We start from the raw sequence: 25,938 nt of genomic DNA on the forward strand, positions 1-25,938 counted from the left end.
ACGTGGACGATGATCGAGGCGAGATGAGCGACGACAACGACGGCGTGCGGCGCATCGGGGTGGGCATGATGGTCCTGTTCTGGGTGCTGCTGCTGGGCCTGGCGGTGATCTGGTTCCAGGGCCGCCTGACCGCGCGACACAATCCCAACGCCGGGCTCGTGCACGACGACGGCAGCGGACCGATCACCCTGACGCGCAACGCCGGCGGGCATTTCGTGGCCTCCGGCCGGATCAACGGCGAGCCGGTGACCTTTCTGCTGGACACCGGCGCCAGCCTGGTCTCGATCCCCGCCGATCTCGCCGATCGCCTGGGGCTCGAGCGCGGGGTGCGCGCCACGTTCGACACCGCCAACGGGCGCGCCGAGGGGTTCATGACCACGCTCGACCGGGTCTCGCTGGGCGGTCTCGAGGCCCGCGACGTGCGCGGCTCGATCAACCCCGGCATCGGCGGCGACACCGCCCTGCTGGGGATGAGCTTCCTGGGCCGTTTCGATATCCGCATCCGCGGCTCGCGGATGGTCCTGAGCGCGCCGTCTCGCGACGCCACATGAGGCGTCGTGACGTCACCCGACGAGGGTTTCGCCCGCAAGGGAAATGCTGAATAAATCGACGAGCGAGATGAAGCGCGAGGCGCATGGAACGCAGAAAACGAGACATAACATGAAGTTAGGCGAGTTTTCGACCGGGCTGGCGCCCCAGTACCACGCAACGAAGCGATTCGTTGGGGACGCCGAGTCCGCGCAGGCATTTATGCAGTGTTTCCCAAGAATCGGGCGTCACGCGGAAAAAGGAGAGAACGCAAATGCGCCAATGGATGGGAGTGGTACTGCTGGGGCTGCTGCTCAGCGGCTGCCAGAGTTTGCAGGGCATGCTGCCCGGGGGCGGCGAGACCTCGCGCCCGACGGTCATCGAGCGCGGTGGCGACACCGCCGGACAGCCGGACATGGTCGAGCGCAAGGTGGCGTTTCCCGCCGAGACCTACGCCAAGCTCGACAAGCACGGCAGTGCGACGATCAAGGGGCGTCTGCGCTATACCGACTCGCGCGGGCAGACGCTGATCGGCGCCCACGAGACGGTGTCGATCGCGCCGGCGACGCAATACTCCGCCGAGGCCGCCGATGTGGCGCTGGCCGGCAAGCGCATCGAGCCCGCCGATCCACGGGCCCGGGAATACACCCATTACGCCGAGACCGACGCCAACGGGTACTTCGTCGCCAACGGCATTCCGGCAGGGGTGTTCTACGTCGCCGGCAGCGTGCTGCTGCCCGGCGGTGAGTCGCGCAGCCCGCTGATTCTCAAGCAGGTCACGGTCGGCAAGGGGCAGACGGTCAAGGTCGACCTGAGCCGCTGAGATGCCGCGACGTCACGCGTCGCGGGGCTTGTCGTCGCTGCCACCCGACGCCTGGCCGCTGTCGGGCGTGCGGTAGTGGCCGGGAATCGTCTCCCGCTCGCCGTTGGGCAGGTCGCGAACATGGGTGGGGACGTAGACGCGGGTGATGACGCTCTTGCGCTGAGTCATTGTCCGAGTGCTCCACTCAAGTATTCCATCGGCTCAAGCTACCGTGTCTCGGTCCGAGTGGCAAATCCCCACAGCGCCGCCGCCATCATCGATGGCGGTGGCGCTTCGCGAGATTGCGCTTGCCGAAGGGCACCCGAGCGACGAGCCCTCAAGGGGCCGTCAGGACCCGATTCATGAAGATCATCTCGCCGCTGTCGTCGCGCAGCAGTTCGGTGAAGCCCAGCGAGCGATACAGGCCCAGGGCGGCGTGGTTGTCGGCGTAGACGTTGAGGGTCAGCCGGCGGGCCGCGAAGGCGTCTCTGGCGCGGTCGCTCAGCGCCCGGCAAAGCACGCGCCCCAGGCCGTGGCCGCGATGGGCCGGGGCGACGATCAGCCGGGCCAGGTGCACCACCCGATAATCCCGCTCCAGCAACTGGCCGAAGCCGAGCAGCTCGCCTGCATCGTCGACCAGCGCGAAGCTGTTCTCCGGGGAGGCTTCCAGCGTCATCCAGGCGGTGTTGGCCGTGGTCGGGAAGGGCAGGCGCGGCCCCGCCCAGCGCCGACACGCCGTGGCGTCGGCGGGCCAGGTGAGCACGTTGTCGAGATCGTCGACCCGGGCGGGGCGCAAATGAGGCGCGGTATGGACGGCATCGGTCATGGCGATACCCTAGCAGGATCAAGGCCCCGGCGCGCCCAGCTACCCCTGGCATTGTTTGAAAGGTTGAGCCGTAAAATCACAGAAATGCCTTTGTGGAATATTGTGTATAAGCGCCTCGTGGCGCCCCGGGCCACTTGTCCACTTCCTGACGCCGCCGGATACTCCGATTCAGTCGTCGGCGGTGGCCGTGTGCCCCAGGAAACTTGCCATGCCCTTTCCCTCATTCAAACGCAGTGTTCTGCCTGCCTCGATAAACGGCCTGCACTGGGTCGTCATTCTGCTGTCCTTGGCGCTCACCCTCGTTGCCTGGCAGGTCTCCGCGCGCATGGCCGAGGAGAAGGCACGGGAAGAGTTCGAGCACCAGGTTGGCCAACTCAACGAGCTGATCGTGGACCGCATGAGAAATTATGCGTTTGCCATGGTCTCGGGGGTGGGTGCCATCCATGCCAAGGAGGGTGACATGTCGCTGGAGGCCTGGCGGTCATTCAGCCAGTCTCTTGCGCTGACCGATCGGCTGCCCGGCATCAATGGTATCGGCATCATCAAACGAGTCAGCCCGGGCGATGTCGACGCCTTCGTCGAGGCGCAGCGAGCCAAGCGCCCCGACTTTCGTATCCACCCGGCGCATTCGCGCAACGACTACTGGCCCATCGTCTTCATCGAACCGGAAGCGGCGAACAAGGCGGCCGTGGGGCTGGACATGGCCCACGAGTCCAATCGCTACCAGGCCGCTCGGCGTGCCATGGCCACGGGGGAGACACAGATCACCGGCCCCATCGTGCTCGTTCAGGACGCCCAGAAGACCCCGGGTTTTCTCTTCTTCCAGCCGTTCTACGACAGTACGTCGACCCCGCCGGCCGGACAACGGGACGCGCACTTCGAAGGGCTGGTCTATGCCCCGTTCATCATGTCCAGGCTGATGGAAGGCGCGCTGGCCAATGTGACACGCATGATCCAGGTGCGAATTAGCGACAACGGCAGCGTGATGTATGACGAATTCGGCGATGGCGGGGAGAACGTCGATGCGACGCCGATGTTCGCGAAAACGTATTCGCTGGACCTTTATGGCCGTCGGTGGGATTTCGACGTTCAGACCAACGCCTTGTTCGAGCGTATTCATTCGAGCAAGCAGCCCGCCATCATTCTGGCGGCGGGTATCGTCATAGAAGTCCTGATCATACTGGTCATCCTGCTTCTCAAGAATGCCAGGGTCCGCGCGGAAGCCGAGGTGAAAAGGAAAACGCGAGAGCTGCGGGAGAGTCTGGACTTCATAGAAACGCTGACCGACCAGTTGCCGGTGACCATCGGCGTCTGGAATTCGGACCTGAAATGCCAGTTCCTGAATGGATACGGTAGGAATATGCTGCTGTCTTCCCCAAAAACGGCCATTGGCCGGCCGCTCTCCGACTTCATCGGCGAGGACGTGGTGGCCGAGCGTCGGAATTTTTATCAGCGAGCCTTGCACGGTGAGACGATTTCCAGCAGTGCCCGATTCACCGACAGGGCGGGTGAACCACGCGAAGTCAGCCTCAAGTATTTCCCTATCGTCATGAAAGAAAAGCCGTGCTTCGTTTCCATCGCCCTGGATGTCACGGAGTTGAAGGCGCGGGAAAAGGAACTCGAGCAATTGAACGCGGAACTCGAAGTTCAGACCCGGCAAGCCGAAGCGGCGGCCTCCGCCAAGGCAGCTTTCCTGGCCAATATGAGCCACGAAATACGAACGCCGATGAATGCGATCCTGGGCATGCTGGTGCTGATGCTGGATACGAACATCGAGGAGTATCCCCGGAGCCTGGCGAGGAAGGCTCTGTCCGCGTCCGAGGGGCTACTGTCACTGCTCAACGACATCCTGGATATTTCCAAGATCGAATCCGGCCATGTCGATGTCGACTGTCGGGAGTTCGCTGTGCAGGAGCTCCTGCAGCGTAGTGTCGAACTTTTCGCGATTGCCGCGGAAGAAAAGGGACTGGACCTGGTCGTCGACGTGGCACCGGCGATCCCCGGTAGCATGAAGGGCGACTTGCTGCGGATTTCGCAGGTATTGATCAATGTCATCGGTAACGCCGTCAAGTTCACGGAGGCGGGGCGTGTCGCGGTTCGTTTGAGCCGGACGTCCAGGACGGATGACACGGAATGCCTGGTCGTTGCCGTGCAGGATACCGGCATCGGCATTCAGGAAAGCGACCAGGCGTATATCTTCGAGACGTTCAGGCAGGCCGAGCGGTCGAAACGTCGCAGTCTTGGCGGTACGGGGCTGGGGCTGGCGATCAGCAAGAGGCTTTGCGAGTTGATGGGGGGCCGTCTGAGCGTCACCAGCCGGGTGGGCGCGGGCAGCACCTTCACCGTCGAGATCCCCGTGGTCTTCGGGGATGAGGCCCGGGTCATTGGCGGCGAGTGCCAGGATCGCCGCGACGGTGACGTTTCGACAGGCAGCGGAGCGTCGGCACTCGCGAGTGCCGAGGGCGATGGCGCCGTTCCCCAGTATCCGACTGTGCGGGTGCTCGTCGTCGACGACCTGTCCATCAATTGCGAAATCGTCGAAAGCTACCTCCAACGCTTCGGCGTGTCCGCCACGTCCGTCAACACGGGGGACGAGGCGCTGGCGTACCTGCAAGAGCAGCCTTGCGATCTGGTGTTCATGGACCTGCACCTCGAACGCGAGACGGGACAGGACGTTGCCCGCCGCATTCGGCGTGCCCCGCTGGCCAGACAGCCCTATATCGTCGCCTTGTCGGCCTCCGTACTGGACCAGGACCGGGAGAGCGCGAAAGACAGCGGGATGGAGGCCTATCTGACGAAGCCCGCCTTGCCCGCCGATATCCAGCGGATGCTGGCGCGGTTTTTCTCATCCGCCAAGGTGACGGGGGCCGCGGTCTCCAGCGCACTCGAGGATCGCGAAACCGCGAATGGGTTGCCGGACTGTATATCGGCCGAGCGACATGCGGCCATGTTCGGCCAGATTCCCGAGCTGTTCGCGCAATGCCTGCACAGCTATGCGGCGAGTGCGCGCGACATCGTGCAACGCCTGACGGAGAGCCTTGCCGAGGGGGACGCCCAGAGCATCAGGCGCCTGGCACACCGGCTCAAGGGGGCGTCCGGCAATATCGCCCATGTCAGGTTGCAGCGCATGGCGGGCCATGTCGAAGGGACCCACGACGATGCCTTGATCGTCGACGAGGGGCGGGCGCTGGTCACTGCACTGAACGCTGACCTGGCCGATATAGAAGCCTATCTGCACTCGTTGGAAGACCCGCAGCCCCAGCCGGCGAGTACGGATATCGGCGAGTGTCGGGAGGCCCTGGGCCGTGTCGAGCAGCGCCTCGGCGGCAATCGCCTGGTCGATGAGGCGGATGTCGACAGTATCCTCGGCTTTTTACGACACGCGAATCGCGAGGCGCTGGCCGAGCGCTTCAAGACGGCCCTGGAGCGCTTCGATTTCGAGGTGGCCAGGCAGACCCTTCAAGAGGTTCGCAGGGAGATGGAATGCCATGAACACGAGTGTCGATGACGCGAGTCGTCCGGTCGTTCTCATCGTGGAAGATGACCCCGTTGGCATTGCGAGCCTCGCCGGCATCCTGGGTGGGCAGTTCGAACTGGTGATCGCGCGCAGTGTCGAGGAGGCAAAACGGGTGATGCCGGCGAATGTCGATCTCGTTCTGCTGGATCTGTATCTCGATGATCAAAGCGGGTTGAGCGTGCTGGAGCATGTTCGAGACAGAACCGAGTTCTTGCACACGCCGGTGGTGGTCATTTCGGGCTCGGACAGCGAGGCGGATATCGAAGGCGCCTTCGAGAAAGGCGCGATCGACTATGTCGCCAAGCCGTTCAACCAGGTGATCCTCAAGTCCAAGGTCTCGACCTTTATCGACTTCAAGAAGAAAGCCGAGCTGATGGCCTCCGCCGCCTACACGGATCCGCTGACGGCGATCGCCAATCGGCGTACCTTCGACGAGCAACTGGAACTCGAGTGGCGGCGTGCGCTTCGCCACCAGGCAGCGTTGAGCGTGTTGTTGATCGATCTCGATAATTTCAAGGCGATCAACGACACTCACGGCCACCAGGCGGGCGATCAGTGTCTCGTGCTGCTGGCCGGCCTGATGAAGGAAGCCCTGGCGCGTGCCGGCGATGTCGTGTGTCGATTGGGCGGCGACGAGTTTGCCGCGATTCTGCCCAACACCCATATCGACCAGGCGGTGTTGGTCGCGAATCGGCTGAGAACGGCCGTGGTCGAGCGTGGCGGGGCCGGCGCATCGGCCCCGGCGTTCAGCGTGTCGATTGGCTGTGCGGCCGTCGTGCCGACGGCGACGGACTCGCATCGGGAACTCGTCGAGGCGGCCGACCGGGCGCTGTATCGGGCCAAGGTGGAGGGCGGGCGCAATTGTGTCAGCCCGGGACCGCACGAGAGCGGCTGATGCCGATGGACGGTGCATGAAAGCCCTCTCTCCGGTAAGGTCAGGCGCTGATCATCGATCTCGCGGCATCGCACGGGGTAGCGGGCCTTCGTCAATGCGAGTGCCGGTTCCCGACGAGTGGGCCGCCCGGCGAGTCGGGCGGCACCGCTGCGGTCGTCAGGCCTCGTCGGCGTCTTCACGCTCCCAGTCCATGGTGCGCCGCACGGCCTTCTTCCAGCCCTTGTAGTGGCGCTCGCGCTGCGCGGCTTCCATCACCGGCTCGAAGGTGTGTTCCAGCCGGCCCTTGCCGACCACCTCGTCCTGGGTCCACAGGCCCACGGCGATGCCCGCCAGATAGGCCGCCCCCAGGGCGGTGGATTCGGTGACCTCCGGGCGTTCGACGGCGACGCCGAGCATGTCGGCCTGGAACTGCATCATCACGTTGTTGGCCACCGCGCCGCCGTCGACTCGCAGGGACTTCAGGGCGATACCCGAGTCGGTCTGCATGGCGTCGATGACGTCCTTGGTCTGGTAGGCCAGGGAGTCGAGGGTGGCACGGGCGATGTGTTCCTTGCGGGTGCCGCGGGTGAGGCCGAAGATCGCCCCGCGGGCGTACATGTCCCAGTAGGGCGCGCCCAGGCCGGCGAAGGCCGGTACCACGTAGACGCCGCCGGCATCCTCGACCTTGCCGGCGAAGTATTCCGAGTCCTCCGCCGAGTCGATGAGCTTGAGCTCGTCGCGCAGCCACTGCACGGCGGCGCCGGCGATGAAGATGGCGCCCTCGAGGGCGTAGGACACCCGGCCGTCCAGGCCCCAGGCGATGGTGGTGAGCAGGCCGGAAGCGGACGGGACCGGCGTCTCGCCGGTGTTCATCAACAGGAAGCAGCCGGTGCCGTAGGTGTTCTTGACCATGCCCTTCTCGAAGCAGGTCTGGCCGAACAGCGCCGCCTGCTGGTCGCCGGCGATGCCCGCGATGGGGATCCGCGCGCCGGCGAACATCTCGGCGTCGGTGGTGCCGTAGACCTCGCTGGAGGAGCGCACGTCCGGTAACAGGCTGGAGGGGATGCCCAGCTCGTCGAGCATTCGCTGGTCCCAATCCAGGTTGCGGATGTCGTAGAGCAGGGTGCGCGAGGCATTGCTGTAGTCGGTGATGTGACTCTCGCCGCGGGTCAGGTTCCAGACCAGCCAGCTGTCCATGGTGCCGAACAGCAGGTCGCCGCGTTCCGCCCGTTCACGCACGCCCTCGACGTTGTCGAGGATCCAGCGGATCTTGGTGCCGGAGAAGTAGGCGTCCGCCACCAGGCCGGTGGTCTCGCGGATGTAGGTCTCCAGGCCGCGGGCCTTGAGGTCGTCGCACAGCGGCGCGGTGCGCCGGTCCTGCCAGACGATGGCGTTGTAGACCGGCTTGCCGGTGTGGCGGTCCCAGATCACCGTGGTCTCGCGCTGGTTGGTGATGCCGATGGCCGCCACCTGCGACGGCTTGACCCCGTAGGTCTCCAGCACTTCGCGCGCCACGCCCATCTGGCTGCCCCAGATCTCCATGGCATCGTGTTCCACCCAGCCCGGGGTCGGGTAGTACTGGTTGAACTCCTTCTGGGCGATGCCGACGATACGCGCATCGCGATCGAAGAGGATGGCGCGGCAACTGGTCGTGCCCTGATCGAAGGCCAGGATGTATTGCGTCTCCATGGGCGTGCTTCCTTGTTGTGGCGATGAATGGGGGCGTGCGTCCGGCGCCTCGGCGTCGTTGGCGCCCGGTCAAGCTGTGTCTTATTGGTGGCGGGACGCCGCGTGCCGGGATGCCGCATGGCGATGCGAGCCGCGTCGCACGACGATCACGTCCAGCGCCAGGCAGACCACGACCACCGCCAGGGCGATGGCCATGGCCAGCTCACTGCCATCGACGAAGACGTGGCGATAGAACAGCCCGCCGGCCACGCCGCCGATCAGTGGTCCGACGACCGGAATCCAGGCGTACTTCCAGTTCGAGTCGCCCTTGCCGGCGATCGGCAGCAGCCAGTGCGCCAGGCGGGGGCCCAGGTCCCGGGCGGGGTTGATGGCATAGCCGGTGGTGCCGCCCAGTGACAGCCCGATGGCGAGGATCAGCAGCCCGATGATGAGCGGATTGAGGCCGTCGGTGAAGGTGTTGGCGCCGATCGACAGAATGCCCAGGACCAGCACGAAGCTGCCGATGATCTCGCTCAGCAGGTTGGAGGGCCAGTGGCTAATGGCCGGATCGGTGCAGAAGACCGCCAGCTTGGCCGCCTTGTCCTCGGTGGCTTCCCAGTGGGGATAGTAGTGCAGCCAGACGATCACCGCGCCGAGGAAGGCGCCGATCATCTGCCCCAGCAGATAGAGCGGCACCTTGGACCAGGGGAATTCGCCGATCACCGCCAGGCTGACGGTGACCGCGGGGTTGATGTGCGCGCCGCTGATCTGGCCCACCGCATAGATGGCCATGGCCACGCCCAGCCCCCAGCCGAAGGTGATCACGATCCAGCCGCCGGCCGCGGCCTTGGAGTGCTTGAGCAACACGCCGGCGACGACGCCACCGCCGAAGATGATCAGGATCATCGTGCCGAAAATCTCGCCCAGAAACGGGGACATGAGGGTTCTCCTGTGCGTGCTTGTCGAGGTTGGTCGATGCGGCCGGTGAGCGATACGCACATGCCGGTCGTCTCCGTGCGCCGGGTAGTGGAAGTCGTTCGATACTGATACCCGGCAAGTTCGTTTTCGGTCAGGAATCCCTTTAAAATGTTCGTTTTCGATAATTGGTGGAGTCTAAAGGGCGTGAATGGAAACTGCCCTTAGACTTTCTGCTATTAACCTTTCGTTTGATTCTTCGGGCGGAGGCCGGATTGCAGGGCGGGGCGGGAAGCCAGCGGGGCGGCGTTCGGTGGCAGGAGGCTGCGGGACGCCCGGCGCCGCTGGGGCATGGGCGCTGGCGTCCCATGGGTGGATAATACGCAACCGACCGCGCCCGGCGGTCTTTCGCTCCACCTGGCCGAGTGACTCATGAGCCCCTTCAAGACCCGCGCCCTGGAATACCTCGACGCCATCGTCCACTACGGTTCGCTGCGCCGTGCCGCCGCCCAGTTGGGCGTCAATCCGTCGGCGCTCAGTCGCCAGTTGCGCGCCCTCGAGGAGGAACTGGATACCCTGCTGCTGGTACGCGCCTCGCGGGTCGCGCTGACCCCGGCCGGCGAGCTGATCCTGCGCCACTACCGCGATCAGCGCGCCGCCGAACGGGCCACCCTGTCGCGCCTGCAGGCACTGCAGAACCTGGAGCGCGGTGAAGTGCGCATCGCCGTGGGCGAGGGCTTCATCGCCGATCTGATCTCGGCCCCCTTGCAGAACTTTCTGGCCACCTACCCGGGGCTGGAGATCGAGGTACGCATGGCCGGCCTCTCCGAGGCGATGCTGCTGGTCAAGGAGGACGCCGTCGATCTGGCGCTGCTCTATGCGCCGCCCGACGATCGGCAACTGGTCTCGCACATCGACCGCTGCCAGCCGCTGGATCTGATCGTGCCCGCCGGGCATGCGCTGGCCGAGGCACCGGCGCCGCTGTCGCTGGCGGCGATCGCCGATCATCCGCTGGCACTGATCGACGGCCGGACCGGTATGGGCCAGCTGGTCGACATGGCGCTCTACGCGGTGCATCTTTCCTACCGACCGCGCATGACCACCAACTCGGTGTCGGTGCTCAAGAATTTCGTGCGCTCTGGGCTGGGCGTGACCTTCATGCCCGAGTTGACCGTCCTCGAGGAGATCCACGAGGGCAGTATCGTCGTGCGTGAGGTCGAGGCCGATGTGCTGCGTCATGCCCGGGCGCGTATCGTCAGTCAGGCCGAGCGGCCGCTGACGGTGGCCGCCCAGGCCTTCATCCATCACCTGCGGCACAGCATGCGCTTCTTCAGTGCCGATGCACCGCGGGTGCTGGATGCCCGGGCGTTGCCTTGAAGGCAACATGCGCCGACTTGAAAGGTCAACGGCGCAACGGCTAGCGTCGAGGTGTCATCGCAGCCCGACACCGGTCGTGCTGTGAATCGCACAACAACAAGGAGCCCTTCATGCGCATTCCCGCCCTGCACAACGCCCTGCTGGCCGCCGCCGCGACGAGCCTGCTCGCCACCGCGAGCCTGGCCAACGCGGCCACCACCCTCAATCTGAGCTACAACGGCCCGCCCGATGCCGACAAGAACGCCGTGCATCTGTTCGCCACCAACCTCAAGCGGCTGGTCGAGGAGAAGACCGACGGCGACATCCAGCTCAAGCTCTACCCCAACTCCATGCTCGGCGAGGAGCAGGAGCGCATGGAGCAGGTGATCAACACGCCGAGCCTGAACATCGCCTCGTTCGCCGGCCTGTCGCCGATCGTCCCGGAGATCTACGTCAGCGCCATCCCCTTCCTGTTCGAGGATTACGACGCCGCCCACCAGTTCTTCGACGAGGGCGATTACTGGAACAAGGTCGAGGACACCCTCAAGCAGCGCACCGGCGCCGAACTGCTGGGCGTGATCGAGGAGGGCGGCTTCCTCGATTTCACCAACTCCAAGCGCCCCATCAGCAGCCCGGATGACTTCGAGGGTTTGCGCTTCCGCGCCATGGACCCCAGCCAGGTGGCGCTCTACGAGGCCTTCGGTGCGTCCGGTACGCCGATTCCCTGGACCGATACCTACATGGCACTCAAGACCAACGTCGCCGACGGCCAGATGAACCCGCCGATGTACATCATCATGGGCAGCCTCTACGAGGTGCAGAAGTACCTGACGTTGGCCAACGTGCAGTATTCGGACCAGTTCCTGATCGCCAACGGCAGCTGGTACGACGGCCTCTCCGATGCCGATCGCCAGGCGATCGACGCGGCCGTGCAGGAGGCCAACGCGCTCAACCGCGAGGACGTCGAGAAACGCGTCGACGAGCGCATCCAGTTCCTCGCCGACAACGGCATGCAGGTGATCGAACCCAGCGACGAGGAACTCGCCGCCTTCCGCGAGAAGGGCCAGCCGGCCTACATCGACTGGCTCCGGCAGAAGGATATCGGCGACGAGTGGATCGAGACGGCGCTCGAGGATGCCGGGCAGGGCGACCTGCTCACCGACTGACCGCTCCCATTCACTCGACGAGGCACGCACTCATGGCCGCTCGTCGGCCATGAGCGCGTGACACCATCATGTTCCGAGATACCCTGCTGACGCTGCTGGGGCGGGTCACCACCGGCCTTGGCGGCCTGGCGCTGCTGATCACCCTGCTCGACATCCTCTACGGTGTCGTTACCCGCTACGTGGTCGGTCAGGCGCCGATCTGGAGCGACGAACTCGCCCGTTACTGCCTGATCGCCTCGGCGCTGCTGATCGCCGGCAATGTCTGGGTGCGCGGCGAGCACATGCGCGTGGCGTTGCTCGAACGCCGCCTCGGCGCGACCGCCCGCCGCGTGCTGCTGGCCTACCAGTGGCTGCTGACGCTGGCGCTGGCCGTGGCCATGACCTGGTGGAGCTGGCACTACGCGCTGTCGGTCGGCTACTTCACCTCCCAGGGCCTGGGCATCAGCCGTACCATCCCCATGCTGGCCATGCCGCTGGGCTTCGGCCTGCTCACGCTGCAGGTACTGGTCCATGGCCCGCGCCCGCTGCCCCAGCCCGGTGCCGACGACACGGCCAGTGCCGAGGGGGCTGCTTCATGATGGTCGCCGCGATGTTTGCCAGCCTGCTGGCCAACACCCTGCTGGGCATTCCGCTGTTCCTGACGCTGATCGTCACCGCGCTGGTGGGCTTCGTGTTCGTCGATCCGGGGATGGTCGCGCGCATGATGCCCCAGCAGTTCTTCGGCGGTCTCAACAGTTTCTCGCTGATGGCGATACCGCTGTTCATCCTCGCCGGCAACCTGATGAACGCCTGCGGCATGACCGAGCGGCTGATGCGCGTCGCGCGGCTGCTGGTCGGCCATCTGCGCGGCGGCATCGGTCACGTCAACGTGGTGGGCAGCGTGTTCATGTCCGGGGTCAACGGCTCGGCCGCCGCCGATGCCTCGGCGCTGGGCGCGCTGCTGGTGCCGGCGATGACTCGCGAGGGCTATTCCACCGCCTTCGCCGCTGGGCTGACCGCCGGCAGTTCGCTGATCGGGCCGATCATCCCGCCGAGCATCTTCATGATCCTCTACAGCGCCCAGACCAACACCTCGGTGGGCCAGTTGTTCCTGGGCGGCGTGGTGCCGGGGTTGTTGCTGGCGCTGGCCTTCATGGCCATGAACGCTTTCCATGCCCGGCGCGCCGGCCTCGAGCGGCGCACGTCGCTGCCCGCGATGCGCGAGGTGTCCTCCGCGGTGCGCGGCGCGCTGCCGGCATTGGTCGCACCCTTCATCATCGTCGCCGGCATCGTGCTGGGCTTCGTCACGCCCACCGAGTCGGGGGCGCTGACCGTGCTCTACGTGGCCCTGTGCGGTCTGGCGATGGGCGAGCTGCGTCCGGGCGCCTTCTGGCGGGCGGTGATCGAGACCACCCGGCTGGCCGCGGCGATCTTCATGATCATCGGCATCTCCTCGGTGATCAGCTGGGAGCTGGCCTACGCCCAGGCGCCGGATCGCTTCGCCGGGCTGCTCGAGCCATTCATCGACTCGCCGGTCATCGTGCTGCTGCTGCTCAGCGCGATCACCTTCGTCACCGGCATGTTCATGGAGGAGGTCTCGGCGCTGATGCTGCTCTCGCCGGTGTTCACGCCGGTCGCGCTGGCGGCTGGCATCGATCCGGTGGCGTTGGGCATCATCATCACCCTGAACATCACCATCGCCCTGATCACGCCGCCGATGGGCGCCTGCCTGTTCATTGCCGCGGCGGTCAGCCGGCTCGACATCACGGTGCTGTTCCGTACCATCTGGCCGTTCATCCTGACGGCAGTGGCGGTCCTGCTGGTGCTGATCCTTTTCCCCGGCCTGATCACCTGGCTACCCGAAACCCTGGGCTGACTGCATCTTGGAAACCAACCGCGTGAACGTGACCGATTCGACCCAACGACCCATCGCCGACATCGCCGAGCCGCAGTGGGAGGCCATCGCGGCGATCCCCATCGTCGACGAGGGCGCGCCGCTGCACCCGTTGAGTCTTGCCGCGCCGGCGCTGCGCACCCTGCCCATCTACCACACCCTGGGCGTGCCCCGGGCGGTACCCGAGTGCTGGACCCGCGAGGCGCTCTATCGCCGCCTGCTCGCGGTGGCGCGCAGCCTGCCTGAGGGCATCGGCCTGGTGGTGCTGGACGCCTGGCGCCCCTACGTCGTGCAGCGCTACCTCTACGACACCCTGCTGGGCATGGTCGAGACCCGCTACGCCGATCTCGACGCCGGCGATCGCCGGGCACTGACCCGTGCCTTCGTCTCGCCGCCCAGCGAGCGCCCGGACTGCCCCAGTCCGCACCTCACCGGCGGGGCGGTGGACGTGGCATTGTGCGATGCCGACGGACTGCTGCTGGACATGGGCTCGGCCTTCGACGAGGCGCGGGCGGCCTCGCATACCGTGCATTTCGAGCACCACGCCGACGACGCCGAATCGCGCACCTGGCGCGACCGACGTCGCATCCTCTACCACGCCATGCGTGATGCCGGCTTCGCCAACCTGCCCAGCGAGTGGTGGCACTACAGCTACGGCGATCAGATGTGGGCCTGGTACCGCGACGCGCCCCGGGCGCTGTTCGGCCCCACCGGCCCCGACACTCTGGAAGCGCGCTGGCAGCGCTCGCTGGGGCTGGTAGAGGCTTGAGTGGGCGCGCCCGCCCGGCCCGCGCTTGACCGGTTGCGGCCTGGGTGTCGCGCCCCGATGTCGCCTTCGCGCGTCGACTGTTCGGGCAAGGCCTAATAGCTCATTTCCAAACTCTCTGATGATGGGCGCCGGGGGCAGGGCAAAGCGAGGGGCCTTTGTCATGGCCGGAAAATGCTCCTTTCCATTCCGGCATTCCCGCCATCCATGGCGGTCAGATAGCAGAGGTAGCGCCCAGGAGGGGTTTACAGCACCCTCGCGACGCCCTGCCGCCGGAGAAGCCCACTTTGCCTACCAGTTGTGAAAGGCGTTCTAATCCATCTGCTCGACTGCGGTCTGTGCGGCCTCGTCGATCATTTTCTGGATTTCTCCCGACTCTTTCTTCTGAGCGATGAATTCGTTCAGCTCCTGCATATCCGCTTCCGGTGTCGACTTGTTGACACCGAAGGCAACTCCTTGGCTAGCCAAGGGGGGCGTGGGCGTCATGACCTTGGCCCAATCGGGGTTGGCATGCTGAAAGAGCAGGTTGGTATCGTTGGCGTCGGCCAAGACGTCGGCGCGGTGGGACATGACTGCCAGGCGTGTCTCGTCCATGCCGGGCAGGCGCATGATCTTGGCCTTGTCGGTACTCTGGGTAACCGTCTTGTCCTGCACTGTGCCTGACATGACCGCAATGGTGATGTCCGGCTTATCGATGTCGTCCAGGGAGTCTATGTCGCCCGACAACTTTGGGTTGTCCTTGTTGTAGAGGAAGGACACTTGGTAGAGAGAGACGGGCTCCGAAAATTGGATGGCTTTGGCGCGTTGCGGTGTCTCGTTGAGTGCCATCCCGAGATCCCAGCGATGACTCTGGACGCCTGCTACGAGGTTGTCCCAGTTGGTATCGACGAAAGTGGCCTCCACACCGAGATGATCAGCGAATTCCCGGCACATCTCGACGAAGAAGCCGCTGTAGTCGTTGGTCCTGGGGTCTTTCATGACATAGGGAGCCGCGATGGCGGCACCGCACCGCAACTCTCCCGAATCCTTGACGGCCTCCCAGGTACTGTCGGCGGCGAAAGCCGTGGAGGTCGTGGCTAAACCGAGAGAGGCCACACAGCATGCCGTGGCAAACGAGCAGAGATTCTTGAGGTTGATCATTTCATAAGTCCTTATTTTTTATGACTGTTAATGAGGATTAAGAATGTCGTTAGACAAAGGTCGAGTGAGTTCACCTTCTTGCCTGGGGGATTTCAGGTCACATTATTCTAGGTATGCAGACCTGCATACAACGTAGGATTCCGATTCTGGAAAGTCAATAATTCCCTGCTGAGTGTCTAGCGGCTCGGGAGCCGGTCTCACGCTTGTCTGTGCCGACCAATGATCGCTTTTCTGGCTTGAACTTTCGTCGAGTGACGCCTCATGGGGCGCTGCCCCAGACAGGTGGAGGGGGTGTTTCGTCGATGGTCATGATTCGAATTTCTTCGTATAATTCCTTTTATTTCAAATACTTATAAAATAATAGGCCAGCATTTTCCGCTTTGGGAGAGCTTTTTCAGGGGATCTCTTGACACCTGTTGAAGGTGGTGCCTACATTTGTATGCAGATTTGCACACAACGGGTAGACCCCTGAAGGAACTCCAAGAACAAGTAGCAGCAGTTTCGTAGCGCGCTGGCGCAAAGGCTGGTTTCTCAGTTTCACCGGGGCTTATCGAGGCCGCTGGTGAAATCAGAAGGTTACGAAAAATATCCGATATTAGACGAATAAGATGTTGGTCGGAGAGGCTCATGAACATGGCGGAAAGACTCGACAGGAAAAACGTGAAATCGGGTATAGAGAATCCCGAGGTTGGCTTGAATCCTTTGGTCGATTTTAGAGGGGTGTGTAAGAAATTCGGTGATACTTGTGTCATGGATGACATGGATCTCAAGATGGAGCCGGGCGACAGGCTGGTTATCATAGGTCCCAGTGGCAGTGGCAAGAGCACGCTGTTGAGAGTCTTGATGGGGCTGGAAAAGATCGACAAGGGTGAAATCCATTTCGACTCGACGCCCTATATCAACGTCGACAAGAAGGGGAGAACGAATACCGACCTGTCAGTGCGGAACAAGATAGGCATGGTTTTTCAGCATTATACGCTTTTTCCCCACCTCTCTGTCCTGAGCAACCTGACGCTCTCGCCGGTCAAGGTGCACGGTGTGGCCAGGTCGGAGGCCGAGGATCGCGCCAGAGAATATCTGGCCCGCCTGGGCATGGAAGACAAGATATCCAGCTATCCCAGCAAGCTTTCAGGTGGTCAGAAGCAACGCGTGGCCATCGCCCGCGCACTCATGCTGGAACCGAGGCTCATGCTGTTTGATGAGGTGACGTCGGCCCTGGATCCCGAAATGGTCGCGGAAGTTCAGAAGGTAATGGTCGATCTTGCCGAGCAGAAAATGGCGATGATGATCGTGACTCACGATATGCACTTCGCCAAGCAGATTGCGACCGAGGCGGTCTTCGTGGCAGGCGGGAATGTCGTGGAGAAGTGTGACCCCAGAATCATGTTCACGAGCCCCAAGGAGGAGCGTACTCAGGATTTCCTCAACAAGGTCCTTCACTTGCAATGAGGTAAATCGACATGAGTTATGATTTCGACTTCAGTGTGGTTTTCAACAATTTCTGGCCTCTCCTCGAAGGGCTTGAAACCACGATTTTGCTTGCCCTGGGTGCCAATGCTCTGGGGTTGACGGTGGGCTTCATCGTTTGTCTCATGACCCTGAGTCCATTCTTGATTCTAAGAGCGCCGGCGAAGTTGTTCATCGAGTTTTTTCGTTGCACGCCGGTGTTGATACAGGTGGTCTGGTTCTTCTATTGCGTTCCCATTCTCTTCAACGTGTACCTGGACCCTATGACCATGGGGGTGCTCGCCCTGGGGCTGAATCTCATCGCTTTCAACGCCGAAGCCTATCGTGCCGGTGTCCAGGCAGTGCCGAGGGAGCATCTCGATGCGTGCGTTGCACTGGGTTTGGGGCCCTGGAACAGGACGGTCTATGTCGTTTTGCCTCAGGCCTTGAGAAATGCAATCCCGGTGCTCATGACCAACGGCATCACCATTCTTCAGCAAAGTGCACTCGTCGCCATCGTGGCGGTGGCGGATCTGATGTACGCGGGAAAAATCCTGGCAACGGATACGTATCGACCGCTCGAAGTCTACACGGTGGTGGCGGTTATCTATTTCCTCATGTCATTACCCATATCGCAACTGGTGACCATGATCGAGCGTCGCCAAGATGCCGCTGTGGAACGCTGAGGTAATTATCATGAATTTCGATTTCTTCCGCGTCTTCGACTACTGGGATGTGCTCCTTCATGGCTTGGGGATCACGCTGTTCTTCACGGTGACCTCGGCGGTCATCGGCACCCTGCTGGGATTCGTTGTCAGCCTCATCCGGATGGCGCCGAACCGCGCGCTGAAGTGGCCGGCACGGTTGTATGTGGAGTTCTTCCGCGGGACCCCGATGCTGATACAACTGTTCTGGATATTCTTTTGTCTGCCGTTGGTGATTGGGCAGGATATCCCCCCGTACCTGTCTGTATTGCTGTCAATGGTCTTGTTCATGGCGGCCATCACCAGCGAGACATTCCGGGGTGCGCTCAAATCCATCTCCGGTGAGCAGTACGACGCCTGTGTCGCCTTGGGTCTGAATTTCAGAGTCAAGTCGATCTATGTCGTCTTTCCGCAGGCCCTGCTTCGCTCGGTTCCTCCGCTGCTGTCGAACGTGGTGTCGCTCTTCAAGGAGAGTGCCTTGATTTCGTCCGTGGGGGTTGCCGATCTGATGTTCGTCAGCTCGACCATTTCATCCAGTACGGCTCGCCCCGTCGAGTTCTTGTCCGCCGCCGCGGTGATTTACTTTGCCGTCGCGTTTCCTCTGACACGCCTGGTTGACGTGTTCGAGAAAAAGATGTTGAGCCGCTACACATAAGCGATTCATTACATAAGATCTTCGTTGATGACAACGCTGTCAGGTATTAACAAGGAGAAAATCCATGAAGCTCGAAGGTATCATTCCCGCTCTCGTGACGCCGTTTGATGACGACGACAAGATCAATCATCAGGTCTTGGCCGATCTGCTCGAGCACCAGCTGAAGATGGGGGCCAGCGGTTTCGCCCCGCTGGGCTCCACCGGCGAGTCTTACGCAATGACCAACGAGGAACGTCGTGAGGTCCTGAAGACCGTCAAGGAAGTGGTCGGTGGCCGCGGCATGTTGATTGCCGGTGCCAACGCGCCCTCGACACGCGAAGTCATCGAGCAGGTCAAGCAGAACCGTGACGCGGGTTACGACGCCGTGCTGATCGCGCCGCCGTTCTACTCCGTGCCGTCCGACGAGGAGTTGCTGGGACACTACCGTGCCATTCTGGATGCGGTACCCGATGTCGAGCTGGTGCTTTACAACTATCCGATGCGTGTCGCCATCGAACTCGGTTACAGCGTACTGGATGGCCTCCAGGACGACCCGCGCGTGATCGCCATCAAGGAAAGCAGTGGTGAGCTGATGCGTGCCATCGATATCGGTACCAAGTACAAGGGCAAGATCGATCTGTGCTGCGGGTCCGACGATATCGCGCTGGATTATTTCCTGTGGGGCGCTACCAGTTGGATCAGCGCGCCGGCCAACATCATGCCGGAGAGCATCAACAAGTTCTACAAGGATTTCATGGCTGGTGATATCGAGAGTGCCAAGACCATCTCTCAGAGAATCTTTCCGGTCATGAACAGCCTGGAAACCAGCAAGTTCATTCAGAAGATCAAGTACGGTTGTGAGCTCAATGGCTTCCCGGTGGGCAAGGCCCGCATGCCACTGCAACCGCTGAGCGATGCCGAGAAGGCCGAGTTCCGCAAGGCCTACGAGCAGGTCTGATACCGAGGGTCGTCTGGCACGGGCGAGGAGTCGTTCGTGCCTGTCTCTACTGCGAGAGGTCAACTGATGAGCGTGGCTCCATCGACTGTCGTCATTGGCGGTGGCATCGTGGGCATTTGCTGTGCCCTTTACCTGCAGCGGGAGGGCATGCACGTCACCCTGGTGGATCCTGCCGAGCCGGGCGACAGCACCGCCAAGTGGAGCTGTGGGCAGATGGCGGTCAGTGAAATCATCCCACTCTCCAAACCCGGCATCATCAGAAAGATTCCGGGTTGGATGCTGGATCAGAAAGGGCCGCTGGCCCTGCGACCCGCGGCTGTTCCACAGCTGGCGACCTGGATGTTGCGCTTCATGGCCAATGCGCGGCGTTCCCGTATCGAGCGGATCGCGCAAGAGTTGGCCAGCCTCACGGCCACGGCCTATGAAGACTACCAGCCGCTGTTGGATAACTGTGAGGACAAGCAACTGTTCGGTACTACGCCGACACTGGAAGTCTTCGGTGACGCCGCGGGACTGCAGGAAGAACAGGAGTACATCGCGCTTCGCCGCCGACTTGGCTACAAGGTGGAGCCGCTGGGTGCCCAGGAGATCGCTGACCTGGAGCCGGTACTGGCCGGCAAGTTCTCACACGGCTTGTTGCTGGAGGACTGGCGAACCGTCAAGGACACCCAAGGCTTCATGGTGGCGTTGACCCGGAGCTTCCTCGCTCAGGGCGGGAGCCGGGTGCAGGGCAAGGTTCAGGAGATTGGGGCGCGTCAAGGCAAGGCCGAGCGGGTCGTTCTGGACAATGGTGAATCATTTCCCGCTGACCATGTCGTGGTCGCGGCCGGTAATGGCAGCAAGGCGTTCTTCAAGATGCTTGGTGTCAAGGTGCCGCTGATGGCCATTGGTGGCTATCAGGTGGTGGTGCGCGATGCTGGTCTCGACCTGCGGCATGCCACGGTTTATGCCGATGGGGGCTTCGGCTTCATTCCCATGAGCCGTGGTCTGCAGATTGGCGGGACGATCGAGTTCGCCGGCGATAACGCCGAGCCGAATCATGACCGCTGCGCGATCATTCTGGAAAAGGCCAAGCGCTTGTTTCCTTCGATGAATACCGCCGATGTCGAGTTCGGCACTGGATGGCGGCCTTTTCTGCCGGACACCAAGCCGGTGATCGACCGGTCACCAGCCCTCGAAAACGTCTACATGGCGTTTGGCCACGGCCAGCTCGGCTTGACCCTCGGTGCCACCACGGCGCGCTTGATCGCCGATATGGTGCAGGGCCGGCAAACTGCCCTGGACCTGGGCCCCTTCCGGGCTTCCCGTTTTTGAACCGCTTCGAAATAAGGTTTCGTCATGACAACGTATACGAATCTGTACATCGATGGGCAGTGGGTCGCGCCCGTTCTGGGCAAGACCTTCCCGGCCATTGATCCCAGTGACGAGGGGCTTATCGCGGAGGTGGCTTCTGCCACTGTCGAGGATGTCGACGCTGCCGTCCGGGCCGCGCGGGCAGCCTTCGACAATGGGCCTTGGCCGACGATGAGCGGCGAAGCGCGCGCGGGATATCTGCGTCGCGTCGCCAACGGGATCCGGGCGCGTATCGACGAGCTGGCCCAACTGGAAGTCCGGGATAATGGCAAACCCCTGCCCGAAGCCATCTGGGACATCGAAGATACGGCCGGTTGCTTCGACTTCTATGCCGACCTGGCCGAGCGAGGCGACGAGGCGCTCGAGAAGCCGGTGACGCTGGCGGATGACGGCTTCGTTTCCAGGGCCATCAAGCAGCCGGTGGGCGTTGTCGCCGCGATCACGCCATGGAATTTCCCGATGCTGATGGCGTCCTGGAAGGTCGCCCCGGCCATTGCGGCAGGCTGTACCGTGATACTCAAGCCGTCGGAGGTCACCTCGCTGACCGCGCTGGAACTGGCGGCTATCTGCGATGAGGCGGAGATCCCCCCCGGGGTCGTCAACATCCTGCCCGGAACCGGGGCCGAAGCGGGGGCACCGCTCACCGAACATCCGCTGGTGGACAAGATCGCCTTTACCGGCAGCGTGCCGACCGGCAGCCGGCTCATGAAGGTGGCCGCCCAGGACATCAAGAACATCAGTCTGGAGCTCGGTGGCAAGTCACCGCTGATCATCTTCGATGACTGTGATCTCGAGGAGGCCGTCGAATGGCTGATGTTCGGTATCTTCTGGAACAAGGGGGAGGTCTGCTCCGCGACGTCTCGCGTGCTGGTGCAGGAAGACCTCTATCCGAAACTGCTCGATCGTCTGGTCGAGGAGGCCCGCAAGCAGAAGATCGGCAACGGCCTGGAACAGGGAGTTCTGCTCGGGCCACTGGTCAATGCCGCCCAGTACGAGAAGGTGACCGCAGCCATCGCGGCGGGCAAGCGTGCCGGCGCCACTCTGCTGTACGGGGGCGAGCGCCCGGCCGGGCTCGACCAGGGTTACTATCTGGAACCCGCCATCTTCGTTGACGTGCCGGAGGAGAGCGATCTTTGGAAGGAAGAGGTCTTCGGTCCGGTGGTGGCGATCCGCCGCTTTGCCACCGAGGACGAGGCCGTGCGTGTGGCCAACGATTCCGAGTACGGCCTGGCCGGCGCCGTCATGTCCAAGGATCTCGAGCGTTGCGAACGGGTCGCCCGCGCGCTGCGTGCGGGCATCATCTGGATCAACTGCTCGCAGCCCACCTTTGTGGAAGCGCCCTGGGGCGGGTACAAGAAGAGCGGTATCGGCCGTGAACTGGGTGAGTGGGGTTACGAGAACTACTTCGAGACCAAGCAGATCACCCGTTACATCAGCGACAAGCCCTGGGGCTGGTTCATCAAGTAAGCCGGCGGGCCGGTCGTTGCCACCGAGCGGCCCGCTCGACAGCGGTATCGTACCGGGAGGGACATATGCGTTGGCGTAAGGCTCTACAGTTGGTCGACGTGCACTGCGAAGGTGAGGTGGGCAAGGTCATTACCGGCGGCGTGCTCGACATCCCCGGGAAGACGATGCTCGACAAGATGGACTACATCAACGATGTGGATGATTCCTTGCGCCGCTTGGTGACCCGGGAGCCGCGTGGCTGTCTCCAGATGTCGGTCAATCTGCTATTGCCGGCGACACGCCCGGAGGCGGATACCGGCATGATTATCCTCCAGGCCGACAAGGCGCATCCCATGTCGGGCAGCAACTGCATCTGCGTGGTGACGGCCCTGCTCGAGCTGGGCATGGTGGAGATGGTCGAGCCATTGACCCAGGTGCGCGTCGACACGCCCGCCGGGCTGATCACGGCTCGGGCTCAATGTGAAAACGGCCGGTGCAACAGCGTGAGCCTCGACATGGTGCCGGCGTTCGTCGACACCCTCGACCGGGAAGTCGATGTCCCCGGGGTAGGGCGCATCACGCTGGACATCGCCTTCGGCGGCGTCTTCTATGCGCTGGTCGATGTCGACCAGATCGACGTGGAGATCATTCCCGAGAACGCTCACCGCCTCGCCCAACTGGGGGCGGCGATCAAGAAGGTCGTCAATCGTGAAATCGACGTGCAACACCCCGAACTGGAGTCGATTCGCGGCGTAGCCTACGTCATGTTCCGGCATCGGGTGGCCGACAAGACCTACCAGACGTGCACCACGCTTCCGCCGGGGCGGGTCGATCGCTCCCCCTGCGGCACGGGGAGTGCTGCCAATCTGGCAACGCTGGTGGCCCGTGGGCTCGTCGAGAAGGGTGATACGCTGGTCTCGCGATCGATCATCGGCGGCGAGTTCCAGATCGGGCTACGCGATATCGGTGAAATCGCCGGCCGGCCGGCGGCCTTGCCGACGGTGACGGGCCGCGCCTGGGTCTATGGTTTCCACCAGCTCGGGGTCGATCCGAGTGATCCCTTGTCCGACGGCTTTACATTGTCTGACACCTGGGGCGCCGGGTAAGCGCCCTGTACAGCCGGGTGTCAGTGTAGAGCCCCCTTTTCGAGGCTAGCAGGAGACGACTATGGCTGGCACAGCAAAGCGGCACGGAGGCCGCTATATCTACGAGACCCTGCGACGGCGCATCCTGACACTGGAGATCAAACCCGGTAGTCCTCTCGATGAGGTGTCGCTGGCGGAACATTTCAATCTATCCCGGTCGCCCGTACGGGACGCCTTGGCTCGGCTCATGAGCGAAGGGCTGGTCACCGTGTTGAGCAATCGCAGCGCCATCGTCAAACCCATCGAGTTCGATCAACTGCCTCGCTATATCGACGCGCTGGATCTGGTTCAGCGTGCCGTCACACGGCTTGCGGCAGGGCAGCGGACCGCGTCCGATCTGGAAGCCATCCATGCCAAGAATCAGGAATACATGGCGGCCGTGGAACAATCCGATTTCTGCCTGATGTCGGAAAAGAACAAGGAGTTTCACCTGAGAATCTCCCTGGCGGCCGGGAATCCCTATTTCACTCAGTACTACGAGACGCTACTCGACGAAGGGCAGCGCCTGATTCATCTACAACTGAGTTTCATCGTCAGCGACATGGATCGCCAGATCGGCAACGATCACGAAGACATCATCCAGGCGATCACGGCTGGTGATGCCGACTGGGCCGAAAAGGCCGCGCACGAGCATACCGAGCTATTTCGTAAACGCTTCATCGACTATCTGAGCAAGAGCCATTCCAGCGAGCTTTCCCTCGATTGGATCGATCAGGAAACGGAGACGACAGAATGAGTGACAAGCGTCTGAAGATTCTGCTTATCGGGGCAAGCGGCACGATCGGCAGTGCCGTCAAGGAGCACCTCTCCGAGCGCCACGAGGTCATCTCGGCCGGCACGAAGAGTGGTGACATCCAGATCGATATCACGGATGTGGCCTCGATCAGGCAGGCCTTCGAGCAGTTGAGACCGCTGGATGCGGTGATCATGACGCTGGGCAAGGCGACCTTTGCTCCCTTCACCGAGCTCGAACCGGCCGAGTTGAACCACTCCCGTCATTTGCTGGGGATCGAGAACAAGCTGATGGGCCAGGTCAATGTCGCCCAGGTCGCCAGGGATGAACTCAACGATGGCGGTTCCATCACCTTGACCACAGGCATCCTCAACGAACATCCGGTACCTGGCAGTGTTTCTCCCAGCATGGTCAACGGCGCTCTCGATGCCTTCGTCAAGGCGGCCGCCATGGAGATGCCGCGGGGTATCCGCATCAATAGCGTCAGCCCCAGCGTGTTACGACAGTCCCTGGGCAAGTACGGTCCGTTCTTTCGTGGCTTCAAGCCAGTGGAAGCGGCCGATGTCGCCCTGGCCTACAGCCGCAGCGTCGAGTCGCTGGTGACCGGCGAAATCCTCAAGGTCTGGTGAATGGCCTCAGCCGATGCGCCATGGGCGCGCCCATCGGGCGTCGAAAACCGGCCCGCTTGCGAGTCGGGCCGGTCGAGGCCGGCTACGCAGAGAGTCGCCCTGTCCACCGGCATGTGGCGCTGTTTCGGGGTCTGCCAGGCCATCACTCCGCGGGGCCGAACATACCCGCTCAAGGCCAGTGGAGAGGGCATGCCACGGACGCCCTGATTGGCTAGTCTGAAGGGCAACGCGCTGTCGAGGCGCGTGACAACAACGAGCCAGGCAAGGAATTCCGCATGACCCTACGCAATCGTTCTGCTACCGACGCCTGTCGGCGGCTTCGGCTTTCTCAATCCTGCGGTGCGTGCCTGCGTCGAGATTCGGCTGGCCAGGCCGGCATGCAGCGCCGGAAGCATGGTGACATCCGCTCAGGAGGAGGGCCGACATGCGCATGATTACCGCGGAGGACGTGGCCGGGGCGTTGCCCTGGGTACCGCTGGTCGATCGTCTGGAGCGCTGTTTCGTCGAGGGCATCGAGTCGCCGCCGCGCCATCATCACGCCATCCCGCGCAGCGACGGCGAGGCCACCATGCTGCTGATGCCGGCCTGGGAGAAGGGCGGCTACATCGGCATGAAGATGGTCAATGTCTTCCCGCAGAATGCCGACCAAGGACTGCCGGCGATCGCCGGGGTCTATCTGCTCTGCGAGGGCGAGCATGGCCGCCCCCTGGCCTGCATCGAGGGCAGCGAGCTGACGCGCCGGCGGACCGCGGCGGCGTCGGCACTGGCCTGTCGCCGGTTGGCCCGCGCGGACGCCGAATCGTTGCTCGTCGTCGGCACCGGCAAGCTGGCGCCGATGCTGATCGAGGCCCATGCCGCGGTACGCCCCATCAAGCGCGTGCGTGTCTGGGGGCGTAATCCGGCCAAGGCCGCCGGACTGGCCGAGGAATACGCCGGGCGTTTCGACTGCGCGGCGGTCGAGGATCTGGCCTCGGCGGTGGGCGAGGCCGATATCGTCAGCTGCGCGACCCTGGCCAGCGACCCTCTGATCCATGGCGAATGGCTCAAGCCCGGGGCGCACCTCGACCTGGTCGGCGCCTTCCGGCCGACCATGCGCGAGAGCGACGCCGCCTGCCTGACGCGCGGCGAGGTCTTCGTGGATACCTACGCCGGCGCTCGGGGGGAGGCGGGGGATATCCACCAGGCGATCGAGGAGGGGGCCTTCACGTTCGAATCGATTCGCGGCGACCTTGCCGAATTGCTGCGCGGCGAGCGATCGGGGCGCGGTGACGCGCGGGCGATCACTGTGTTCAAGTCGGTCGGCGCCTCGCTCGAGGACCTGGCCGCGGCGATCGAGGTCTGGGAGCGGCTGGCCGATCAGCGGGATGCGTCCTGACACGCCCCAGGCCGGCTATCACTGGCATGAACGCGGCTGCCGGCTACGCGACTTGATCGTCGCTCGGTGGCGGCCTCGACGGAG

General features: G+C 63.1%; 24 protein-coding genes. 19 read left to right on the forward strand and 5 right to left on the reverse strand.

Annotated elements, in window-relative coordinates; genetic code table 11:
- Positions 1-23: 23 nt before the first annotated feature.
- Positions 24-551 carry a TIGR02281 family clan AA aspartic protease gene (locus KGR00_RS01475; protein ID WP_129139493.1) on the forward strand — a complete coding sequence of 176 codons (528 nt, stop codon included), beginning with the start codon at positions 24-26 and terminating at the stop codon, positions 549-551.
- Positions 552-802: 251 nt separating this feature from the next.
- On the forward strand, positions 803-1,351 hold the full coding sequence (locus KGR00_RS01480; protein ID WP_224417960.1) for a carboxypeptidase-like regulatory domain-containing protein: 549 nt from the start codon (positions 803-805) through the stop codon (positions 1,349-1,351).
- A gap of 12 nt (positions 1,352-1,363) precedes the next feature.
- Here the strand turns inward: KGR00_RS01480 and KGR00_RS01485 are convergent, their stop codons facing one another.
- Both KGR00_RS01485 and KGR00_RS01490 read right to left on the reverse strand, forming a co-directional pair.
- Positions 1,364-1,519 carry a hypothetical protein gene (locus KGR00_RS01485; RefSeq protein ID WP_224417959.1) on the reverse strand — a complete coding sequence of 52 codons (156 nt, stop codon included), beginning with the start codon at positions 1,517-1,519 and terminating at the stop codon, positions 1,364-1,366.
- Positions 1,520-1,667: 148 nt separating this feature from the next.
- A complete protein-coding gene (locus KGR00_RS01490; RefSeq protein WP_224417958.1) occupies positions 1,668-2,156 on the reverse strand; it encodes a GNAT family N-acetyltransferase in 489 nt (162 codons plus the stop codon).
- A gap of 208 nt (positions 2,157-2,364) precedes the next feature.
- On the opposite strand from KGR00_RS01490, the gene KGR00_RS01495 reads away from it, so the two are divergent.
- Both KGR00_RS01495 and KGR00_RS01500 read left to right on the forward strand, forming a co-directional pair.
- A complete protein-coding gene (locus KGR00_RS01495; protein ID WP_224417957.1) occupies positions 2,365-5,664 on the forward strand; it encodes a CHASE domain-containing protein in 3,300 nt (1,099 codons plus the stop codon).
- Entirely contained in the window at positions 5,645-6,568 is a 924-nt protein-coding gene (locus tag KGR00_RS01500) for a GGDEF domain-containing response regulator (RefSeq protein ID WP_224417956.1), read from the forward strand. The genes KGR00_RS01495 and KGR00_RS01500 overlap by 20 nt, the downstream gene beginning before the upstream one ends.
- A gap of 156 nt (positions 6,569-6,724) precedes the next feature.
- Here KGR00_RS01500 and glpK read toward each other — a convergent pair whose 3' ends face one another.
- Positions 6,725-8,236 carry a glycerol kinase GlpK gene (gene glpK, locus KGR00_RS01505; protein WP_224417955.1) on the reverse strand — a complete coding sequence of 504 codons (1,512 nt, stop codon included), beginning with the start codon at positions 8,234-8,236 and terminating at the stop codon, positions 6,725-6,727.
- An 81-nt stretch (positions 8,237-8,317) separates the two neighbouring features.
- Entirely contained in the window at positions 8,318-9,154 is an 837-nt protein-coding gene (locus KGR00_RS01510; protein WP_224417954.1) for an MIP/aquaporin family protein, read from the reverse strand.
- A 408-nt stretch (positions 9,155-9,562) separates the two neighbouring features.
- On the opposite strand from KGR00_RS01510, the gene KGR00_RS01515 reads away from it, so the two are divergent.
- The 5 genes from KGR00_RS01515 (at position 9,563) to KGR00_RS01535 (ending at position 14,294) form a co-directional block, all read left to right on the forward strand.
- Complete coding sequence (locus tag KGR00_RS01515) at positions 9,563-10,507, forward strand: LysR substrate-binding domain-containing protein (RefSeq protein ID WP_224417953.1); 945 nt, start codon at positions 9,563-9,565, stop codon at positions 10,505-10,507.
- Positions 10,508-10,617: 110 nt separating this feature from the next.
- Positions 10,618-11,652, forward strand: a complete 1,035-nt coding sequence (gene dctP / locus KGR00_RS01520; RefSeq protein WP_224417952.1) for a TRAP transporter substrate-binding protein DctP — start codon at positions 10,618-10,620, stop codon at positions 11,650-11,652.
- Between the two features lie 68 nt (positions 11,653-11,720).
- Positions 11,721-12,230 carry a TRAP transporter small permease gene (locus KGR00_RS01525; RefSeq protein ID WP_224417951.1) on the forward strand — a complete coding sequence of 170 codons (510 nt, stop codon included), beginning with the start codon at positions 11,721-11,723 and terminating at the stop codon, positions 12,228-12,230.
- Positions 12,227-13,507, forward strand: coding sequence for a TRAP transporter large permease (locus KGR00_RS01530; RefSeq protein WP_224417950.1), 1,281 nt, complete (start codon positions 12,227-12,229; stop codon positions 13,505-13,507). Before KGR00_RS01525 ends, KGR00_RS01530 begins: the two co-directional genes overlap by 4 nt.
- Positions 13,508-13,529: 22 nt before the next feature.
- The gene (locus tag KGR00_RS01535) at positions 13,530-14,294 is read left to right on the forward strand and encodes a M15 family metallopeptidase (RefSeq protein ID WP_224417949.1); all 765 of its coding nucleotides are present in this window, start codon (positions 13,530-13,532) and stop codon (positions 14,292-14,294) included.
- A 309-nt stretch (positions 14,295-14,603) separates the two neighbouring features.
- Here the strand turns inward: KGR00_RS01535 and KGR00_RS01540 are convergent, their stop codons facing one another.
- Positions 14,604-15,431 (reverse strand): transporter substrate-binding domain-containing protein, encoded by an 828-nt coding sequence (locus tag KGR00_RS01540; RefSeq protein ID WP_224417948.1) that lies wholly within the window; start codon positions 15,429-15,431, stop codon positions 14,604-14,606.
- A gap of 627 nt (positions 15,432-16,058) precedes the next feature.
- Here KGR00_RS01540 and KGR00_RS01545 point away from each other — a divergent pair.
- From KGR00_RS01545 to KGR00_RS01590, 10 genes are all read left to right on the forward strand, one after another.
- Positions 16,059-16,880, forward strand: coding sequence for an amino acid ABC transporter ATP-binding protein (locus tag KGR00_RS01545; protein WP_224417947.1), 822 nt, complete (start codon positions 16,059-16,061; stop codon positions 16,878-16,880).
- A gap of 11 nt (positions 16,881-16,891) precedes the next feature.
- Positions 16,892-17,563, forward strand: coding sequence for an amino acid ABC transporter permease (locus tag KGR00_RS01550; protein ID WP_224417946.1), 672 nt, complete (start codon positions 16,892-16,894; stop codon positions 17,561-17,563).
- 10 nt (positions 17,564-17,573) lie between these two features.
- Positions 17,574-18,236 (forward strand): amino acid ABC transporter permease, encoded by a 663-nt coding sequence (locus KGR00_RS01555; protein WP_224417945.1) that lies wholly within the window; start codon positions 17,574-17,576, stop codon positions 18,234-18,236.
- Positions 18,237-18,300: 64 nt separating this feature from the next.
- A complete protein-coding gene (dapA, locus tag KGR00_RS01560) occupies positions 18,301-19,173 on the forward strand; it encodes a 4-hydroxy-tetrahydrodipicolinate synthase (RefSeq protein ID WP_224417944.1) in 873 nt (290 codons plus the stop codon).
- Between the two features lie 66 nt (positions 19,174-19,239).
- Positions 19,240-20,487 (forward strand): FAD-dependent oxidoreductase, encoded by a 1,248-nt coding sequence (locus KGR00_RS01565; protein ID WP_224417943.1) that lies wholly within the window; start codon positions 19,240-19,242, stop codon positions 20,485-20,487.
- Positions 20,488-20,511: 24 nt separating this feature from the next.
- A complete protein-coding gene (locus KGR00_RS01570; protein WP_224417942.1) occupies positions 20,512-21,993 on the forward strand; it encodes an aldehyde dehydrogenase family protein in 1,482 nt (493 codons plus the stop codon).
- A gap of 65 nt (positions 21,994-22,058) precedes the next feature.
- Entirely contained in the window at positions 22,059-23,078 is a 1,020-nt protein-coding gene (locus tag KGR00_RS01575) for a proline racemase family protein (RefSeq protein ID WP_224417941.1), read from the forward strand.
- Positions 23,079-23,139: 61 nt separating this feature from the next.
- On the forward strand, positions 23,140-23,853 hold the full coding sequence (locus tag KGR00_RS01580; protein ID WP_224417940.1) for a GntR family transcriptional regulator: 714 nt from the start codon (positions 23,140-23,142) through the stop codon (positions 23,851-23,853).
- Positions 23,850-24,479, forward strand: coding sequence for a short chain dehydrogenase (locus KGR00_RS01585; protein ID WP_224417939.1), 630 nt, complete (start codon positions 23,850-23,852; stop codon positions 24,477-24,479). Before KGR00_RS01580 ends, KGR00_RS01585 begins: the two co-directional genes overlap by 4 nt.
- Positions 24,480-24,903: 424 nt before the next feature.
- Positions 24,904-25,854 carry an ornithine cyclodeaminase family protein gene (locus tag KGR00_RS01590; protein ID WP_224417938.1) on the forward strand — a complete coding sequence of 317 codons (951 nt, stop codon included), beginning with the start codon at positions 24,904-24,906 and terminating at the stop codon, positions 25,852-25,854.
- Positions 25,855-25,938 lie beyond the last annotated feature (84 nt).

It is taken from the genome of Modicisalibacter sp. MOD 31.J (genome assembly GCF_020147985.1).
Taxonomy (GTDB): Bacteria; Pseudomonadota; Gammaproteobacteria; order Pseudomonadales; family Halomonadaceae; genus Modicisalibacter; species Modicisalibacter coralii.

What these genes read in the sequence shown, in the direction of transcription:
- KGR00_RS01475 (WP_129139493.1), top strand. Translation starts at nt 24, where the DNA reads ATGAGCGACGACAACGACGGCGTGCGGCGCATCGGGGTGGGCATGATG.
- KGR00_RS01480 (WP_224417960.1), top strand. Translation starts at nt 803, where the DNA reads ATGCGCCAATGGATGGGAGTGGTACTGCTGGGGCTGCTGCTCAGCGGC.
- KGR00_RS01485 (WP_224417959.1), bottom strand. Translation starts at nt 1,519, where the DNA reads ATGACTCAGCGCAAGAGCGTCATCACCCGCGTCTACGTCCCCACCCAT.
- KGR00_RS01490 (WP_224417958.1), bottom strand. Translation starts at nt 2,156, where the DNA reads ATGACCGATGCCGTCCATACCGCGCCTCATTTGCGCCCCGCCCGGGTC.
- KGR00_RS01495 (WP_224417957.1), top strand. Translation starts at nt 2,365, where the DNA reads ATGCCCTTTCCCTCATTCAAACGCAGTGTTCTGCCTGCCTCGATAAAC.
- KGR00_RS01500 (WP_224417956.1), top strand. Translation starts at nt 5,645, where the DNA reads ATGAACACGAGTGTCGATGACGCGAGTCGTCCGGTCGTTCTCATCGTG.
- glpK (WP_224417955.1), bottom strand. Translation starts at nt 8,236, where the DNA reads ATGGAGACGCAATACATCCTGGCCTTCGATCAGGGCACGACCAGTTGC.
- KGR00_RS01510 (WP_224417954.1), bottom strand. Translation starts at nt 9,154, where the DNA reads ATGTCCCCGTTTCTGGGCGAGATTTTCGGCACGATGATCCTGATCATC.
- KGR00_RS01515 (WP_224417953.1), top strand. Translation starts at nt 9,563, where the DNA reads ATGAGCCCCTTCAAGACCCGCGCCCTGGAATACCTCGACGCCATCGTC.
- dctP (WP_224417952.1), top strand. Translation starts at nt 10,618, where the DNA reads ATGCGCATTCCCGCCCTGCACAACGCCCTGCTGGCCGCCGCCGCGACG.
- KGR00_RS01525 (WP_224417951.1), top strand. Translation starts at nt 11,721, where the DNA reads ATGTTCCGAGATACCCTGCTGACGCTGCTGGGGCGGGTCACCACCGGC.
- KGR00_RS01530 (WP_224417950.1), top strand. Translation starts at nt 12,227, where the DNA reads ATGATGGTCGCCGCGATGTTTGCCAGCCTGCTGGCCAACACCCTGCTG.
- KGR00_RS01540 (WP_224417948.1), bottom strand. Translation starts at nt 15,431, where the DNA reads ATGATCAACCTCAAGAATCTCTGCTCGTTTGCCACGGCATGCTGTGTG.
- KGR00_RS01545 (WP_224417947.1), top strand. Translation starts at nt 16,059, where the DNA reads ATGAACATGGCGGAAAGACTCGACAGGAAAAACGTGAAATCGGGTATA.
- KGR00_RS01550 (WP_224417946.1), top strand. Translation starts at nt 16,892, where the DNA reads ATGAGTTATGATTTCGACTTCAGTGTGGTTTTCAACAATTTCTGGCCT.
- KGR00_RS01555 (WP_224417945.1), top strand. Translation starts at nt 17,574, where the DNA reads ATGAATTTCGATTTCTTCCGCGTCTTCGACTACTGGGATGTGCTCCTT.
- dapA (WP_224417944.1), top strand. Translation starts at nt 18,301, where the DNA reads ATGAAGCTCGAAGGTATCATTCCCGCTCTCGTGACGCCGTTTGATGAC.
- KGR00_RS01565 (WP_224417943.1), top strand. Translation starts at nt 19,240, where the DNA reads ATGAGCGTGGCTCCATCGACTGTCGTCATTGGCGGTGGCATCGTGGGC.
- KGR00_RS01570 (WP_224417942.1), top strand. Translation starts at nt 20,512, where the DNA reads ATGACAACGTATACGAATCTGTACATCGATGGGCAGTGGGTCGCGCCC.
- KGR00_RS01575 (WP_224417941.1), top strand. Translation starts at nt 22,059, where the DNA reads ATGCGTTGGCGTAAGGCTCTACAGTTGGTCGACGTGCACTGCGAAGGT.
- KGR00_RS01580 (WP_224417940.1), top strand. Translation starts at nt 23,140, where the DNA reads ATGGCTGGCACAGCAAAGCGGCACGGAGGCCGCTATATCTACGAGACC.
- KGR00_RS01585 (WP_224417939.1), top strand. Translation starts at nt 23,850, where the DNA reads ATGAGTGACAAGCGTCTGAAGATTCTGCTTATCGGGGCAAGCGGCACG.
- KGR00_RS01590 (WP_224417938.1), top strand. Translation starts at nt 24,904, where the DNA reads ATGCGCATGATTACCGCGGAGGACGTGGCCGGGGCGTTGCCCTGGGTA.